Raw genomic sequence first — 16,516 nt, forward strand, 5'->3', positions numbered from 1 at the left:
TTTTACAACAGATGTTTAACCTCACTGACCGTGTAACAGAACAACAAGTACGAGATAATGCCGCCTTTCAATTGTTTTGTGGTTATGGCCTCATCAAGAAATGGCATGCGCCAGACCATACCAAAATCGAGGCGTTTCGCTCTCGATTAAGCCCTGAAACGCAGCGCCGACTTGCTAATTTGATAACGCAACAAGCAGTTAAACTAAATTACGCTAATCCTACAGAGCTTGATGTGGACTCAACCGTTCAAGAAGCCAATATAGCCTACCCCGCAATCGCCAACTTATTGGTTAAGGTTGCTGTTCTTGCATCAAAAGTTGGAAAAGGACTGAATCAATTGTGCTGTGGTGGCATGAAGCGTTACCGCGTTGGGCTAAGCAATTTAAAACAAATCGCGCTGTATTATTTTAATTTGAAACGCAAGGATGTTGGTGAGGGTATATTATCCGTGGTGCTTCAGCGGTTATGGCGTGAAACGTATGCCGATGTACTGCCTATCTTAAATGATATCTATTTGTTTGGTAATCAGTTGGCATCGGGTAAATATTGGGCGCTTCGCCGTGCTGTTGAGACGCTGAGCTGGCGCGGGACTATGTTATTACAGAATGTACATGGTTATCTTTTTGAAGGTATTATCAATCCATCGATTTCTTCATTGCATGCTTATGAAGTCGGCTGTTTTAACAAAGGTAAATTAAATAAAGGGTTCCAGTTTGGTCGCGCCTATCAATTAGGACGTATTGGAGGTAACTTTCTTTTTGTTGGCGAATGCACATCTACTTATATGCCAGATGCCCAGTCTTTACCGATGATGCTCAATACTCATGAGCATCTTTTTGGAAAGGGGTTACTGGCATCGGTTGCGACAGATAAGGGATATTATTCATTGAGTAACGAGCAGCTACTGATTGAAAAAGGCGTTCTTGAAATTCAATTACCCCGTCCTGACAGGACGCTCAATGCGGCTCGTGAAACAACGCCATGGACAATCAGGCAGTTATTGCATCATCGACGCGCTGGTATTGAACCTTTGATTGGCCACACGAAACATGGCGGCCAATTGGGCAGAAGCCGCATGAAATCTGATGCAACTACTAAAAGTTCTGGTTACGCTGCTGTATTTGGATTCAATTTAAGGCAGCTTACTCGTTGTCTTGCAGGCGAGATACGTCCAAACGTTGATGTAGTGAATAATAGTGCAGCAAATAATGCAAATATTACCGAAAAAATGAGCATGCAATTGGTATGATTGAGATGGATGAGTTCACTCTGATTTTAACCAGGCGTTAACGCGTTAAATTAAGATTTATCGATTGTTTTGTGAACAAATCATTTCGCGACAGCGACTTTTTATCCACAAAATCTGTGGATAACCTTGTGCACAAAGTCAAAAAATTCATATAAAACTAGATTTAGCTTAGAATGATTTAGAACTTACCAATCTGTGTACTGAACAAGAGAATAGCAGGCTTAAAAGGCTCAAACCCCTGATGTTCAAACAATCAGCCTATGATATTATTACAACTCCAATTTTTTCAATGCATTAACTTATAAGGCCCCTCATGATCCAGCATGATAGATATTGGCAGGCTAAGAAAGTAACCATTATCGGTGCTGCCTGTAATGCTTTTCTTGGCTTTATTAAGCTTATTGGTGGTTATTTCTTTCATTCCCATGCACTCATTGCCGATGGTGCTCATTCTTTTTCTGATCTTATTACCGATGTAATGGTGTTGTTTGCTTCTAAATTCGGAAGTCTAGATGCTGATGAATCTCATCCATACGGCCATCAACGTATCGAAACCGCAGCAACTTTGTTTCTATCCTTACTACTTTGCCTTGCTGGCTTTGGGATTGCTTGGGATGCTTTTTATGAGCTCCTATATGAGTCGTCGACTACCCCTAATTGGCTTTCATTACCCGTTATTTGTAGTTCAATTTTTATTAACGAAGGCTTATTTCACTACACCAAACATGTGGGCAATAAAATTAATTCACCGCTCATTATCGCGAATGCATGGCATCATCGTTCTGATGCTGCCTCATCTTTAGTGGTTTTAGTAGGCCTCATGGGTAGTCTAGCAGGCTTTGCTTATTTAGATGCGGTAGCAGCGGTAATAGTTGGTTTGATGATCATCAAAATGGGCTGGGATTATGGATGGAATAGCGTTAAAGAATTAGTAGATACGGCAGTAAGCGCTGAGTTAATAGCTCAAATTGAGCACGTTATACAAAATGTTCATGGCGTAGAAAAGATCCACCAACTACGCACCCGTTCTATGGGTAATGATGTACTAATTGATGTACATATTATGGTTTTCCCTAAAATTTCTGTATCAGAAGGCCATTATATTGCTCAGCATGTTCATCAGGCTTTAGTAAGCCAAATAGCCAGCGTGAAAGATGTCATTGTACATGTTGATCATGAAGATGATGAAATTTCCAGTCCATCTTTACACCTACCTAGTAGAAAAGTATTGCAAGAGCAACTACTCAATGAAGTACACATTGATTTTCCGCAGATTTTATTTTGGAATGTGCATTATTTAGACGGGACCATAAGTATTGATATTGCCTGTAATGAAGAGTTTACTCAATGGAAAGAATTACATCAAAGAGTACTGCTCGCCTTACGTTTACAAGCGAACATAAAAGAAATACGCTTATTTAGTCTTCATGAAGTGGTTCATCATGAGGAGAGCCTAGAATAAAGACTGCTCTATTAATGTTGCAATCAATGCCCTGATCAATAGGAATAAATGACGAATCATGAATTTAGAGGTACAATCCATCTTTTTAAATAGGAGACGACCTGTCTCTATTCTAAATCAATATGTAGGAAAAATATGTTATCTGCTACTGGTTTAAAAATATGTTTTGGTTTGATCATTTTCATAGTCATCTTATTGGCTGGTTGGTACCCCTTCAAAAAACGTCTAAAAGATGATCAGCATATTGATTTTCCTATCGGGGAAACCTTAGCTACAGGCGTCTTTTTAGGCGCGGCACTTCTTCATATGCTTCCGGAGTCAGCTCACCTATTTAATCAATTAGGTTATGAATATCCTTTTGCCTTTATTATTACTGGGGCAGTTTTTTTGATTTTTCTCTGGTTTGAACACTTAGGGAAAGAACTTTATCACCATCATGAAGCAAGTCACCCAGCCTTTGCTATTTTAGCCTGGGCCATGCTTTCTGTACATTCGATTATGCTGGGTGCCGCTTTAGGTTTAGCCCACCATAACTCAATGATTATCATGTTATTTCTAGCTATTATCACTCACAAGTGGGCAGAAAGTTTTGCTATTGCGGTACAATTAAATAAGAGCGCAATGAGCACCAATAAAAGTATGATCTTCTTTTTCATTTTTAGCTTAATGACCCCCATTGGTATTTATTTTGGTTGGTATTTTGGCCACGGAATAGAAACTAATTCTATCTTTGATCCTATTTTAATCGCCGCCTCCGCTGGTACCTTTCTTTATTTAGGAACACTCCATGGATTGGAACGCTGTGTGATGGTAGAGCGCTGTTGCAATCTAAGCGATTTTAGTTTTGTAATTATAGGCTTTTTATTAATGGCCTCGGTAGCTGTCTATGTCTAACTTTCTGCATCAAGAACCCTTAATCTTAGCTTCGGGTTCTAAAATTCGCTCACAGTTGTTAGAAACGTTAGGCTTAGCTTTTTCAGTAGTTCCTGCACATTGTGATGAAGACGTGATTAAAAAAGCTCACCCTTCCAACAATATTTTAGATCTAGGTTTTGCTTTAGCACGTAGTAAAGCGTTAACAGTAAGTGCTGCTCATCGCCAAAAGTTCATCATTGCCGCCGATCAGTTATGTGTAATTGACGATAAAATTTTAGATAAGCCAATAACTCATAAAAAAGCCGTAGAGCATTTGCATTTATTAAATGGCAGGAAACACCAACAAATTGTATGCCTCTGTATCGCCCATAATAATAAAATTATTTGGCAGCATCATGACAAAGCTTATTTAACGGTACGCGATTTAAGTGATGAATTTATAGAACACTATCTGCGTGAGGAACAACCTTATGATAGTTGTGGAGCTTATCACTTCGAAACGCAGGGCAATTGGCTGTTTAAACAGATTGAAGGTAATACAGAAACCATTCTTGGCTTGCCCTTAATCCCTTTAATGAATGCATTTTTAGAATTAGGAATAGTTAAAATATAATAACCGGTTTATTTTCTCTTAGGACAACTGACCATGCAAATAATAAAAATACATGCTCGCGAAATTTTAGACTCACGGGGAAACCCAACCGTTGAAGCTGATGTACATTTAAATGATGGCACGCTAGGGCGGGCCTGTGTACCTTCAGGTGCATCTACCGGCAGTCGTGAAGCGTGCGAATTAAGAGATAATGAGAAACGATATTTGGGCAAAGGAGTACAACAAGCGGTTGCTCATGTTAATCAGGAAATCAATAAAGCCCTAAATGGCTATTCTATTGAAGACCAGACTAGTATAGATAATACACTTTGTGAGTTAGACGGCACAGAAAATAAATCACGCTTAGGTGCAAACGCCTTGCTTGCGGTTTCTTTAGCAGCAGCCCGTGCTCGCGCCCAAGTTTTAAAATTACCTTTGTTTAAAACCCTAAATCAAGGGCAAAGCATGTCCATGCCAGTCCCGATGATGAATGTTTTAAATGGTGGTGCTCATGCCGATAATAATGTAGATATCCAAGAATTCATGATTATGCCCATTGGTGCAACCGATTTTCCTACTGCCTTACAATGGGGAGTTGAAACCTTTCATGTACTTAAATCTGTATTAAAAAAACAAGGTTTAAACACTGCTGTGGGTGATGAGGGTGGCTTTGCTCCTAATATTCAATCAAATCGCCAAGCGTTAGATATGCTGAGTGAGGCGGTAGAAAAAGCCGGTTTTCGCTTAGGCCACGATATTGTTTTTTCTTTAGATGTTGCCGCTTCCGAACTCTATGAACAAGGCATGTACCATATGGCCTCTGAAAATATACAATTTAATTCAGAACAATTAATCAGCTATTATGCGGATTTAGTAAACAGCTACCCTATTGTTAGTATCGAAGATGGATTGGATGAAAGTGATTGGGCTGGTTGGAGTGAACTGACCAAACAATTAGGTAATAAAATACAATTAGTAGGCGATGACCTATTTGTTACCAATCCTAAAATTTTACAAGAAGGCATCAATCAACACCTCGCTAATGCTATTTTAATTAAAGTTAATCAAATAGGCACTTTAACTGAAACCCAACAGGCCATAAAACTCGCTCAAGCTAATCATTATCATTGTGTGATGTCACATCGTTCGGGGGAAACAGAGGATTCCTTCATTGCTGATTTGGCTGTGGCAACAGGATGCGGACAAATTAAAACTGGATCTCTATGCAGAACAGATAGAACGGCTAAATACAACCAACTCTTACGCATCAATGAAGAAGCTAATCTACCTTATGCCGGGAAAAGTATTTTAAAGTAAGCTGCATTAACCCTATAGATAACTATAGGGTTAAATTTTTCTTACATAATGGATTAATTCCTTACTTCTTCTTAGAAAGTTCAAAGATTTTATCGTTTAAATGTTGCCCCTAACCGTAATAAAATAATAGAATGTATGAAAGACGGACTGATCACTAAGTACAACTTATGCGCCCTGTATTCATTGTTTTAATTATTGCGTTAGTTGTTTTACAACATAAGCTCTGGCTTGGAGATGGCAACATCATTCAATGGATTAGCTTGCAGCAAAAACTCAAAGAACACCAAGAAGAAAATAATAAATTAGCTGCTCGGAATAAAGCTATAGAAGCGGATATTGCAGAATTGAAAAGTGGCGATCAAGCCCTAGAAGAGCAAGCCCGCTACGAATTAGGTATGGTTAAAAACGGCGAAATTTATTATCAATTCGTTGAATAGACCTTTAGTCCCATACATTGAAAAATCATTAAAATTACCTCATACTGATTTTATCTCCGCTCCATAATGGTGTCCACTTAATTAAGCATTCTCTTCTACTAAACCTGATGAATCAACCGACGTGGACTTATGTATCGTATTAAGGATAAAAAAAGCGTAATGAATGGCTATCTAAATACCTTACCTAAAAGCATTTTTGCTGGGTCAATTATAGGCATTATATCCGCTGTATCTTCCGTAGCTTTCGCAGCACTTATTTATCACGGTGAGCTATCACAATATTTACTTGTCGGAGCGAGTTCTTGTTTAATTGGCACTATAGTTTTAATGTTAGTTTTGGGTGGTTTTAGCACCTCTAAACGAACAATTGGCCAAGCTCAAGATGTCTACGCGGCTATCATCGCTGTAACCTGTTATGACATAGCCGGAAAGGTATTACAAATCAATCCCCAAGATGTATTGCCAACGGTAATGACAGTGACTATTACCATGGCCATGAGTAGTGGCTTTATCATGTTTTTATTGGGGCAATTAGAGTTAGGAAAACTAATTCGCTACTTTCCCTACCCGGTAATCGGAGGATTTTTGGCAGGAACAGGATGGCTTATTTTTAGTCAAAGCTTTATTTTCCTAACAAAATTGCCCCTAGATTTTTCCCATTTAGCTACTTTATTGACCATTGATTACTTAGGATTATGGCTACCACCTTTGATTTATGCTTTCTTTATGATCTGGGCAATGCACCGTTTTGATCATTATTTAGTGTTACCCAGCTTATTAATTATAGGCGTTAGCTTATTCTATCTTTACCTTTGGATAATGGTGATTCCCTTTAGTCTTGCAGAGAGCAGAGGATGGTTAATGGGCCCTTTTCCTAAAGGAACATTAGCAAATATCCCAAGTCTTAGTGTTTTTAGTGGAAATGTTCAATGGTCTATTATTAGTCATTATATTCCCGACTACCTCATCCTAATAACTTTATCAGTCATTAGCCTGCTTCTAAATGCGTCCAGTTTTGAAATCATGTCTAATGAAACCATGAATATTAATAAAGAGCTAAAAGTTACTGGAATAGCTAATTTACTCACAGGATTACTAGGTGGGTTAGGAGGCTATCAAGGGCTTGCGATATCAAAAATTAATTTAAAACTTAAGCTTAATTCTCGTCTTGTGGGGATTATGAGTGGGGTTATTATTATTTTTATCCTAGTAGCAGGAACCTCTAGTTTGCATTTTTTACCTAAATCAGTTTTTGGCGCCCTACTGATTTATGTCTCACTCGATTTTATACTCGAATGGCTGATTAGCATTAAAAAGAAAATATCTTGGTCTAACTATTTAATTGTGCTTAGTATTACTTTAGTAATTGCCATCCAAGGCTTTTTAACTGGCCTGGTCGTAGGTTTGTTTTTATCACTAACTCTATTTGTTATCCATTACAGCCGGATTGAAGTGATTAGGGCCTTCATGAGTGGAGATTTAATACGCTCAACAGTGGAGCGAACAGAACAAGAAAAAACAATCTTAACCACTAAAGGGAAAGAAATTCTTATTCCTATTATTTCCGGTTATTTATTTTTTGGTAATACAGCCTTCATTATGAATAAGATCATTGATGAAATTGATAAAAATAAAGACTATAACATTAACTATCTTATCTTGGACTTTTCCCGGGTTATAGGTATGGAAGTATCTTGTTTTATGAGTATCATTAAACTGTTACAATCCTGTAAAATGCGGCTGATTAGCCTGGTATTTGCTAATTTACCGCCAGAAATTAAAAAAGAGATTAATCGTTTTATTACTAATAGCGCCTCTGATGATCTTCATTATTCCGAATTCCCTGATCTCGACCACGCGGTAGAATGGTGCGAAGATCAAATTATTAGTAAAGAATTAATATCAATATCACCAGCAGAACAATTTCAATTTCTTACAGCCAGTAATGAAGAGAATAAGCTGCTATTAACTTATTTTGAACGCGTTAAAGTTAAGGAAAATGACATAATTTATCAGCAAGGGGATGAAGCAACCGATTTACTTTATTTAGCCAAAGGAAAATTAAAAGTGGTTTTAGCCTATGGTACTAAACATGAAATCCGCTTATCGCGGATTAAACAAGGGGCGATTGTGGGTGAAATGGGCTTATTTTCAAAAGATCCACGTTCGGCAACAGTTGTTGCAACAGAGGACAGTATTTTATATAAACTCTCAGATGAGGCTTTAGAAAGACTCTATCAAGAACAGCCTGCCCTAGGTTTAACTCTAGACCGATTAATTATCAAACTGTTAGGAAAACGTTTACTGCAAGCTAACAAATTTTCTAGTTTTGTTAAAATGAGCTTGTAGTTGTGAAGCTACTTGTGACCAATAATCCACTGTCTTTAATGCGTTGACTTAGCCGCAGATTTATTGGTAATCTCTGGACAGGGGGTCATGAATGAGTATCAATGAGCCTATTCGCTTATGGAAAAATAAAATAATTAAACGGCAATTAACTCGATATTAAGCTTGGGTCTGTCTCTCCATAAACTTAAGACAAAGCCTCCACCACCAGAACCAGTGGGTTTTACTGCTAAGGCGCCATTAGTAAATAAAAGGTTCATATGTTGCTGTAAACTTTCACTTACTAAACCCCATTGAGAAAAACAATGAGCTGCTTTATTCATGGCTTTAGCTAATTGATTTAATGATGTTAGGTTATTTTCCTCTAGTGCTTGTTTGCACTCCTCTACGGCTTCTGCCATTTGTTGATCAATTTGTTTCGCAAGTTGAGGATCCTTATCCCAAAGGGTTTGCACCTGTTGGATACAATGAGAGGTAATACCTATTTGGTTACAGGAAGAAAGAAACCACACTGGTTCTAAATTTTGTTTAATAGGAGTACAAAATCCTTGTTTAAAATAGGCACCTTGCTCTGAGGAAACACCGGCGATATCTAGGCCACTACTTTTCCCGTGGAAGAGATGTTCTAGCTCTTTAGCAAATTCTAGGCGCTTCGTTTCATCAAGCATTTTTTGAGCACAAAACCAAGAACTCATGGCCACACAAAGTGCTGCTGAGGCACCCATTCCTACCCCAACTGGAATGGTGCTTATTAGATGAAAATGACCCTCTAATTGATTTAAAGATCGTCCTAATAGGCTCATCCCTTGCTCAAGGACACTCCAAAATAATAAGTGCATATCAGCACCACTAGTACCTTCGTAATCAGCCCCTAAAGACTGAGACGACGCATTATATTTTAAAGTTAGTTGCCGCTCTTTAATTGGAAAAACTAAAGCTGCATGGCCTCTAACAACCGCGTGCTCACCAGCTAAAATCCATTTTCCAAAAGTAGTAATTGAGAAATCATAGAACATGATATCTTCCTGCTAAATGCTCTGCTTGAAATTGCTCAGCCTTCTCAGCTTGATCCAGACGGTATAATAAGTGGATATTGGGTCCTGCATCCATAGTAACCAGCGGACCATCCCCCTCTCTTTCCCACAAGCGGCTTAGAGTATCGAGTAATTGCACACTTTCTTCGGTAATATAAGAAAATGGATCGGCGCAAGAACTAAATAACTGATGCATCTCTTGGAAATCATCCCAACAAAGTTGGTATATGCTTGGCCAGTCCATAGCATTTAAAGCAAGTAATAACTGGTTTAAGCGCTCTTCTGCCCGCTTACTACGTGAATTATACAGGGTGCTGGTTCGTACCCGTCTATGTGCCTCACTGGATGACACTTTTTTTTCTTTATTAGAGAGTACAATAACTTGATGTTTTAATTCCGTATAAGGTAGCTCAAGGGGCAGCACTTCATTTTCTCGCCACAAGGCCCAAGGAGAATAAAAGGAACGGCAAGAAGACCCAGAACCCAGTCGACTAAGTTGAGCTTGATCTTGGGTTGTGGGGAGCTCTTTATTGCTTAGTTCAGATAAAGCTAATACCGCACAGCGAGTTAAGGCTGCAAAACTCGAAGCTGAACTTGCTAAACCGCTACCATGGGGAAAATTATTATTTGATTGGATTAAAAAATGTCCGGAATAGCCAAAATAAGCTTTTAATCGCTGTAAATGTGCTATAAAACGCTCTTGTGCAGATTTTGCTAGGGTGAAATCATTTTTACTATCAGATAGAGGCAAAGGTTGCCATAGGTCGCAGTCTTTAGCAATAAGTTCTAAACGCACCGTACTGAGTAAATTATTCAGAGTGTAAGACAGCGAGGAGTTATCGGGTAAATTAGAGGATGCATCTTTTTTACCCATATATTTAATTAAAGCAATATTTGCAGGCGCTTGCGCAAGCCAATGCATCGAATCTCTCCTCTAAATCAATGGCCTGGGGCGTCATTCCATAATATTTTATGGAGCTGCAACTGAAAGCGAACAGGCAAGTTATCCTCAATAATCCAATTAGCTAAATCAGTAGGATTTAACTGTTTCCAACTCGGTGAAAATAAAAGCTGAACACGCGAGGCTAATGAGTACTCCTTAATTATTGAGCAAGCCCATTCATAATCTTGGCGACTACATAATACAAATTTAATTTGATCACTAAGCTTTAAGTGCTCCAAATTACTAAACAAGTTCTTATCCGCTTCCAAAGAGTCAGGAGTTTTTAAATCCATCACGATCATGACGCGAGGATCAATTTGGGTGATATCCCGTGCGCCACTAGTCTCAATAGAAACAAAATATCCTTGTTCACATAATTTAGTTAACAAAGAAATACAGCCTGGTTGCGCTAAGGGCTCGCCACCAGTGACACAAACATGGGTACAGTTATAAGAAGCGATTTGCTTTAAAATATCTTCTATCTCCCTCATCTCTCCACCTGAGAAAGCATAGGCAGTATCACAATATTGGCAACGCAGGGGGCAGCCGGTAAGACGAACAAAAACCGTAGGTAATCCTACAGTTACTGACTCGCCTTGCAAAGAATGAAATATTTCCGTAATTCTTAATTGATTGGTAAATCTATTCATATAGCGTTAATTGCTTCCAACTTTAAATTAGCTAATTGCGCCGTTGGCGTGCCAGGATAATTTTTAACAACTTGCTGTAAGCGCTGTTTTGCTTGTTGATTATTTCCTGATGCAGCATAAGCATAACCAGACTTTAACATACTAGCGGCAGCTTTCGTAGATGAGGGGAATTTTTGTAGCACTATATCAAAATGTTCTATGGCTTTAGTGTACTCTTTTTTCACCATAAATAATTCACCTAGCCAATATTCGGCATTAGCACTGTAACCGCCTTGAGGGTACTTTTGTACAAAAGTTTGCATCGCTTTAATTGCATTATCATATTGTTTAGTTTTAACGAGTTCATAAGCCGCTAAATAGCTAATTTGCTCATCGGCAGGATTTGCTCTTGAGGCTGGCGCAACAACTGGAGCAGTTACCACTGCGGCATTTTTAGGAGTAACGCTAGGTTTAGTAGGGGTGGGTGTGGTTACTACCGCAACCGAATTAGAACTACCCAAATTCGTAGGCACTTTAGCAGTAGATTTTGCTGCACCATTAATGCGGGAATCTAAATCCTTGTAAAAAGTGAGCTGTTGTTCTTGTAATTTTTTTAATTCGTAAGCTTGGACTTCTAATTGTCCACGTAATTCTTGTACTTCTTTTTGCAGGGTTTGTACCCGCTCAATTAAAGCAGCACCATTTTTTACGGCACTTTGGACTTGTCCATTTTGATCATAACTATCATCTTTCGCTAGAGCTGGACCATCATCATCCTGAGCCATATCCATTTGATATTTTTCAGCATGTGGGCCGTCGAGTTCTGCATTTTCAATTTGCGGCTGTTCATAATTTGGACGAACAGCACCAGGCTGTTCGTCTATAATTGCAAAATTATCACTATCATCAACTACAGGAGCTTCCGCAAAGCCCAATGCGGGAACCATTAGGGAAAAACATGCAGCGATAAAGTGTTTTTTGCAATTAATCATCTTGTAGCCTCATAAGTAAATTCTACACGTCTATTTTGCGCATGGGATGCAGCATCATGACCATAGTTAGCTGGACGCTCTTTGCCATAGCTAACAACACGTACTTGGTCTCTTCCAACACCAGCCATACGTAAAATATCTGCAACAGTATTCGCACGACGCTCACCTAAAGCAACGTTATATTCACGGCTACCGCGTTCGTCTGTGTGCCCTGCAACAAGTACTCTTGCCCCTGGATGATTTTTCAAGTATTCAGCTTGTGCATTTACTGATGGTAAATATTTTGAAGCTAAATTACTGTCATCGTAGGAGAATAAATAAAGTTGGTTATGAGGAGCTTGAGTAGTATAAGACTCACCAGGTTGTTGACCAGCAAAAGGGGTCATTTGTCCTAAACCATGAGAAGCCATATCCCCTTCTCCCATTCCAGCAGCACCATCAGCACTACCAAATTTTTTGGAACAAGCAGCGACTAAAACAACACTCGCTAAAATCACTCCTAATTTTCCAAATGACCTAAGTTTCATTCCTCTATCTCCTTTATTCTTTTTATTAGTAAAACAGGCATAACCATCATGGGATGGCATTGTACAATTTTTTTTATTTTTTGGCTATTGCTTAATTACGCTTTATGTTATTAACAACAAAGCTTGCTGCAGCTTCTGTAATCAATAAAGAGGCTTTATTGGCTGCAATAACCCCCCCATAAGGAGTATCTTGGGGGCAAACTAAGTTTTGACTAATAATGCGAGAGGCAATTATTTTATTATCACTTACCCGGGTCAATACTAATTTCACCGAAAATTCCAATACGCTCGGCTTCTTAGTAAAATTTTGTTCCAGGTGCAGCAATTGACTATCTAGGCGATAGTCCGCGCCTTGCGTATAAGGACTTGAAGAAACAGCACTAAAATAACCAGTTCGCTGGATGCTTTGAATTAGCAAGGGATAAAGCATACTGGCAGGGGGATCAACCCAGGCATTTTTAGAAAATGCCTCTAATTGATAAGGTTTTTTAATGTATAACATCGCTTCAGTTTGGTAGCCAGCCACAGCCTCAGGTGTTGTAACTAATAGAGTATTATGACTGGGATGGCCCACTAACTGCTTGCTACTATAATTGGTGAGTTGATATTGACTGGTTACGGGCATTTTAACTGGTGAACAAGAACTTAGTGTACCCACTAAAACCGCTAACGATAATTTACTTAATAAGCTATTCATTTACTCTCCTGGTCCCGGTTGCGGTGGCTTGGCACCACGAATCACCACAGAAGGATTTTGACGCATTTCATTGCTTACTTTTTCTAAGTTAGCTGAAATAGCATTTAAACGATTTAATAAAGTTGTGGCCGAAGGAACCGCTTGTTGTGAAATTTGATCAATAGTGTTCCTACCGCTGGTCATAGTGGAAGAAACACTTTTACTCGCACTACTCATATCCTTAGCTAAAGTATTGAATTTTTTTACCCCTACTCGTAGCTCTTTTAAAATCTCCGGAAAGTCTTTACTTACTTTTGCTGTATTTAATAAAAAAATATCCAAATTACGAATACTTGAGTTAATCCCCGCGCTATTATTAGCTATGACTTCAGTAACTTGCTCGATATTCGCTAAGGTTTTTTGAATATAGCGCGCATTTTTCTCATTAAATATTTTTTGAGTTTGCATACTCACTTTATTCACATTTTCAGAGACTTCTTTAATAATCATGTCTAGTTGATTAAATAAAGAGGGCTTGGCTGGAATAACAGGATAAGGTTCACCATCCATTCTTTGAATCGGAGTTAAATCAGAAGAGCCCGCGGACAATCCAACATAAGTTACTCCTGTAATGCCTTGCGAGATTAAGGTTGCAGTAGTGCTCGTTGTTATAGGAATACTTTTTTCAACACTTAAAGTTAACTCAACTTGTCGGGGGTCATTAGTGTTTAACTCAATTTTTTTTACAAAACCTACTTGCACTCCATTATATTTCACCGGTGATTGTTCGCTTAAACCTGCGACTGATTCTGAAAGATAAACAGTATAAAAGGAATATTCTTTTTGATTAAAACCAACTGAAAGCCATAAACCTGCAGATAATAGCCCCCCTATTAAAATAAGGACAATAGCTCCTACAATGGTGTAATTGGTTTTTGCTTCCAAGTATCTATCCCCTTACCTTTTTTCTATTTTACTAAAATAATCAGCTATTAATGGGTTCTTATTTTGCATTAATTCGTTAATCGGTTCTAGAGCTAAAATTTTACCCTCACCTACAAATGCCACTCTATCGGTGGTATTTTTTAGGGATTCTAGATCATGGCTAATCATCACAATAGTTAGTTTTAGTGTGTCTCTTAAAAAGACAACCAGCTCGTCAAAAAGTCTTGCTCCACGTGGATCAAGCCCCGTAGTTGGCTCGTCTAAAAATAACAATTCTGGATCCATCGCTATCGCACGAGCCGCAGCAGCTCTGCGTTGCATGCCTCCACTCAATTCTGAGGGCAATTTTCCTGCCGCCTCGATAGGCAAACCCACCAAGGAAATCTTTAATAATGCCAATTCCCTCATCAATTCATTGTCTAATTGAGTAAATTCTCGCATAGGAAACATAATATTTTCTAAAACAGTCATCGCAGAAAACAAAGCACTATGCTGGAATAACATTCCCCATCGACGGCGAATTTTTAGTGCTTGTTGTGCATTCAGCTTATAAATATCTTCGCCAAATACTTTAACCCGCCCTGCTGTTGGTTGCAATAACATTAAAATACTACGCAAGATCGTCGTTTTACCACTACCAGAACCACCGATAATAGCAAGAATTTCGCCCTTCTCTACACATAAATTCACATCGGTATGAACCCATTGTCCTCCTAAGCAGTTTTTCATTCCCTCTATTTCAATAATGGGGGCCGTCATTTATAAACCCATCCAACTATAGGCTATAGAAAAAGCTGCGTCAGCAATAATAATTAAAAACAAGGCTTGTACCACGCTTTTAGTAGTTTGACTGCCTAAACTATCTGCAGTTGACTCTACCCGAAATCCTTGGAAGCAACCCACTAGAGCAATTAATATAGCAAACGCGGGCGCTTTATATAAACCTAGCATTAATTGTTCTAAACCCACACTGCTTTTTAAACGTTGCAAGAAGTCTTCATAACCAATACCTAGCATGGACTTAGACATCAACATCGCCCCCATAATACTAAAGATATCAGCCCAAAAAATAAGTAACGGAAAAATCAGTAACAGACCAATTACTTTCGGCAAAACGAGAAGTTCGGTAGGTGATAACCCCATAGTTAAAAGGGCATCTATTTCTTCGTTTATTTTCATACTTCCTAATTGAGCCGTAAACGCAGAGCTGGTCCGCCCAGCAACAATAATAGCGGTAATGAGTGGTGCAAACTCCCTAAAAATGGCCATTCCCGATAAATAGGCAATAAAAATATTAGCGCCATAAGTTTCTAGCTGTAAGCCCATTTGATACGCTAGAACAACACCAATCAAAAAAGAGAGCAAGGCCACGATAGGTAAGGCTTGTAGCCCGGCTGAATAAATATTAGAGACAATGCTGGGTAATTGAAATCGTCGCCAATGTCCTATAGCTTCACAAAATTTTAGGCTAAGATCACCAATGAGAATAATTAAGCCATCCATTTGAAGGATTTTGTTTTCTGTCTCTTTGCCAATTTGATAAACTAGTCCCTCCGTCGCCGCTTCAGGGATCTTATACGCGAGATCTTTTTCTTTAGATTGAATTAGATGGATTAATTCTTTTTGTTCGGCGGAGAAATGAACTAATTCTATTTGGTTTTGTTGTTGTTCTAAAAATCTAATGCACTTAACTAGCGCTAGGGCACCCGCACTATCAAAGCCAATTATAGCTTCGCCATTAAAGGTTAATTGCTTACCTTTAGGATGATGTTCAGAGCAAAATTTTTTATAGAGATGTCCCAACATTTGTACCGTCCAGGAGCCAGTGCATTGGAATTGGTTTTGTTCTGAATCAAGACAAATTTGAGCGTTTTTTGGTTCCATAACTGAGTCTTAAGTAGTAAGGCTCTTAGGATAATACGAAATGACTATAAACTGCAAAAGAGATTATTAAATTAAGAAAGGTATTTATGCGTGCAAAAAGAAAATTCCCGCTGAAGCGGGAATTTTAATTAATAATCAAGTTACTTAGAACAACTAAAACCTCTTGTTTCAAGGATTAATTCTGGTTCATTCTCATCCACTTCAACTTGACCAATTGCCATGTTTAGATCGTTTACTTTCTTCGCTGCATTAGTTTCTGGTCTAAATAAGGTGAAACTTCCTGTATAAGCTGCAGCGGCTAAATAAATTAGACCACCCACAATGGCAGCTAGAACATTAACAAAAATTTCCTTCCAACCACGATGTTTTTGTAGTTCTTTAACATCAGCATCTTTGCTTTGCTGACCTAAAAGGGCATTGGCATCGTTTTTGAACCGGGCTAAATTTATTTTACCAGAAGCATACTGATTAGTAAGATCTTCAACTTTACTAACTCATGTTACGCACGGTCAATTTTAAGCTGCCATATTTTTAAGCTCCTGCCAAGCAATCTGGTTCGCTCTAAGAATCAATTTGTACTTAATAGCAAAGTGATTTAAATGAGTT

Annotated in this window: 17 protein-coding genes; 7 read left to right on the plus strand and 10 right to left on the minus strand. The window is 38.5% G+C overall.

Features of this window, described 5'->3' with window-relative positions; all coding sequences use genetic code 11:
• The 7 genes from ELY15_RS07920 to ELY15_RS07950 all read left to right on the plus strand — a co-directional run.
• Positions 1-1,250, plus strand: a 1,250-nt coding sequence (locus ELY15_RS07920) for a transposase (RefSeq protein WP_148111235.1), incomplete at its 5' end; no start/stop codon positions are given.
• 313 nt (positions 1,251-1,563) lie between these two features.
• Positions 1,564-2,712, plus strand: coding sequence for a cation diffusion facilitator family transporter (locus ELY15_RS07925; RefSeq protein ID WP_127099127.1), 1,149 nt, complete (start codon positions 1,564-1,566; stop codon positions 2,710-2,712).
• 135 nt (positions 2,713-2,847) lie between these two features.
• The gene (locus ELY15_RS07930) at positions 2,848-3,606 is read left to right on the plus strand and encodes a ZIP family metal transporter (protein WP_127099128.1); all 759 of its coding nucleotides are present in this window, start codon (positions 2,848-2,850) and stop codon (positions 3,604-3,606) included.
• Positions 3,599-4,201, plus strand: a complete 603-nt coding sequence (locus tag ELY15_RS07935; protein WP_127099129.1) for a nucleoside triphosphate pyrophosphatase — start codon at positions 3,599-3,601, stop codon at positions 4,199-4,201. Before ELY15_RS07930 ends, ELY15_RS07935 begins: the two co-directional genes overlap by 8 nt.
• 33 nt (positions 4,202-4,234) lie before the next feature.
• The gene (gene eno / locus ELY15_RS07940; protein ID WP_127099130.1) at positions 4,235-5,497 is read left to right on the plus strand and encodes a phosphopyruvate hydratase; all 1,263 of its coding nucleotides are present in this window, start codon (positions 4,235-4,237) and stop codon (positions 5,495-5,497) included.
• A gap of 167 nt (positions 5,498-5,664) precedes the next feature.
• Positions 5,665-5,934, plus strand: coding sequence for a cell division protein FtsB (ftsB, locus tag ELY15_RS07945; protein WP_127099131.1), 270 nt, complete (start codon positions 5,665-5,667; stop codon positions 5,932-5,934).
• A gap of 159 nt (positions 5,935-6,093) precedes the next feature.
• Positions 6,094-8,283, plus strand: a complete 2,190-nt coding sequence (locus ELY15_RS07950; protein ID WP_158617432.1) for an SLC26A/SulP transporter family protein — start codon at positions 6,094-6,096, stop codon at positions 8,281-8,283.
• A gap of 134 nt (positions 8,284-8,417) precedes the next feature.
• On the opposite strand, the gene ELY15_RS07955 is transcribed toward ELY15_RS07950, so the two are convergent.
• From ELY15_RS07955 to ELY15_RS08000, 10 genes are all read right to left on the minus strand, one after another.
• Positions 8,418-9,296, minus strand: a complete 879-nt coding sequence (locus ELY15_RS07955; RefSeq protein WP_127099133.1) for a mevalonate kinase — start codon at positions 9,294-9,296, stop codon at positions 8,418-8,420.
• Positions 9,286-10,236 (minus strand): diphosphomevalonate/mevalonate 3,5-bisphosphate decarboxylase family protein, encoded by a 951-nt coding sequence (locus tag ELY15_RS07960; protein WP_127099134.1) that lies wholly within the window; start codon positions 10,234-10,236, stop codon positions 9,286-9,288. The genes ELY15_RS07955 and ELY15_RS07960 overlap by 11 nt, the downstream gene beginning before the upstream one ends.
• 17 nt (positions 10,237-10,253) lie before the next feature.
• Positions 10,254-10,907, minus strand: coding sequence for a 7-carboxy-7-deazaguanine synthase QueE (gene queE / locus ELY15_RS07965; protein WP_127099135.1), 654 nt, complete (start codon positions 10,905-10,907; stop codon positions 10,254-10,256).
• Positions 10,904-11,878: a tol-pal system protein YbgF gene (ybgF, locus tag ELY15_RS07970; protein WP_127099136.1), complete on the minus strand. Its 975-nt coding sequence runs from the start codon at positions 11,876-11,878 to the stop codon at positions 10,904-10,906. The genes queE and ybgF overlap by 4 nt, the downstream gene beginning before the upstream one ends.
• Positions 11,875-12,405 (minus strand): peptidoglycan-associated lipoprotein Pal, encoded by a 531-nt coding sequence (gene pal, locus ELY15_RS07975; protein ID WP_127099137.1) that lies wholly within the window; start codon positions 12,403-12,405, stop codon positions 11,875-11,877. The genes ybgF and pal overlap by 4 nt, the downstream gene beginning before the upstream one ends.
• A gap of 91 nt (positions 12,406-12,496) precedes the next feature.
• Positions 12,497-13,102, minus strand: a complete 606-nt coding sequence (locus ELY15_RS07980; protein ID WP_127099138.1) for an ABC-type transport auxiliary lipoprotein family protein — start codon at positions 13,100-13,102, stop codon at positions 12,497-12,499.
• Positions 13,103-14,026 (minus strand): MlaD family protein, encoded by a 924-nt coding sequence (locus ELY15_RS07985; RefSeq protein WP_127099139.1) that lies wholly within the window; start codon positions 14,024-14,026, stop codon positions 13,103-13,105.
• A 12-nt stretch (positions 14,027-14,038) separates the two neighbouring features.
• Positions 14,039-14,785 (minus strand): ABC transporter ATP-binding protein, encoded by a 747-nt coding sequence (locus tag ELY15_RS07990; protein ID WP_127099140.1) that lies wholly within the window; start codon positions 14,783-14,785, stop codon positions 14,039-14,041.
• Positions 14,786-15,910: an ABC transporter permease gene (locus ELY15_RS07995; RefSeq protein ID WP_127099141.1), complete on the minus strand. Its 1,125-nt coding sequence runs from the start codon at positions 15,908-15,910 to the stop codon at positions 14,786-14,788.
• A gap of 140 nt (positions 15,911-16,050) precedes the next feature.
• Positions 16,051-16,230: a hypothetical protein gene (locus tag ELY15_RS08000; protein ID WP_127099142.1), complete on the minus strand. Its 180-nt coding sequence runs from the start codon at positions 16,228-16,230 to the stop codon at positions 16,051-16,053.
• Positions 16,231-16,516 lie beyond the last annotated feature (286 nt).

The sequence above is a fragment of the Legionella sp. km772 genome, assembly GCF_003989735.1.
Lineage (GTDB): Bacteria > Pseudomonadota > Gammaproteobacteria > Legionellales > Legionellaceae > Legionella.

Excerpts from the sequence above, each read along its gene's own strand:
- eno (WP_127099130.1), top strand. The coding sequence starts at position 4,235 with ATGCAAATAATAAAAATACATGCTCGCGAAATTTTAGACTCACGGGGA.
- ybgF (WP_127099136.1), bottom strand. The coding sequence starts at position 11,878 with ATGATTAATTGCAAAAAACACTTTATCGCTGCATGTTTTTCCCTAATG.
- ELY15_RS07935 (WP_127099129.1), top strand. The coding sequence starts at position 3,599 with ATGTCTAACTTTCTGCATCAAGAACCCTTAATCTTAGCTTCGGGTTCT.
- ELY15_RS07930 (WP_127099128.1), top strand. The coding sequence starts at position 2,848 with ATGTTATCTGCTACTGGTTTAAAAATATGTTTTGGTTTGATCATTTTC.
- ftsB (WP_127099131.1), top strand. The coding sequence starts at position 5,665 with ATGCGCCCTGTATTCATTGTTTTAATTATTGCGTTAGTTGTTTTACAA.
- ELY15_RS07960 (WP_127099134.1), bottom strand. The coding sequence starts at position 10,236 with ATGCATTGGCTTGCGCAAGCGCCTGCAAATATTGCTTTAATTAAATAT.
- ELY15_RS07980 (WP_127099138.1), bottom strand. The coding sequence starts at position 13,102 with ATGAATAGCTTATTAAGTAAATTATCGTTAGCGGTTTTAGTGGGTACA.
- ELY15_RS07990 (WP_127099140.1), bottom strand. The coding sequence starts at position 14,785 with ATGACGGCCCCCATTATTGAAATAGAGGGAATGAAAAACTGCTTAGGA.
- ELY15_RS07955 (WP_127099133.1), bottom strand. The coding sequence starts at position 9,296 with ATGTTCTATGATTTCTCAATTACTACTTTTGGAAAATGGATTTTAGCT.
- ELY15_RS07950 (WP_158617432.1), top strand. The coding sequence starts at position 6,094 with ATGAATGGCTATCTAAATACCTTACCTAAAAGCATTTTTGCTGGGTCA.
- ELY15_RS07925 (WP_127099127.1), top strand. The coding sequence starts at position 1,564 with ATGATCCAGCATGATAGATATTGGCAGGCTAAGAAAGTAACCATTATC.
- ELY15_RS07995 (WP_127099141.1), bottom strand. The coding sequence starts at position 15,910 with ATGGAACCAAAAAACGCTCAAATTTGTCTTGATTCAGAACAAAACCAA.
- queE (WP_127099135.1), bottom strand. The coding sequence starts at position 10,907 with ATGAATAGATTTACCAATCAATTAAGAATTACGGAAATATTTCATTCT.
- pal (WP_127099137.1), bottom strand. The coding sequence starts at position 12,405 with ATGAAACTTAGGTCATTTGGAAAATTAGGAGTGATTTTAGCGAGTGTT.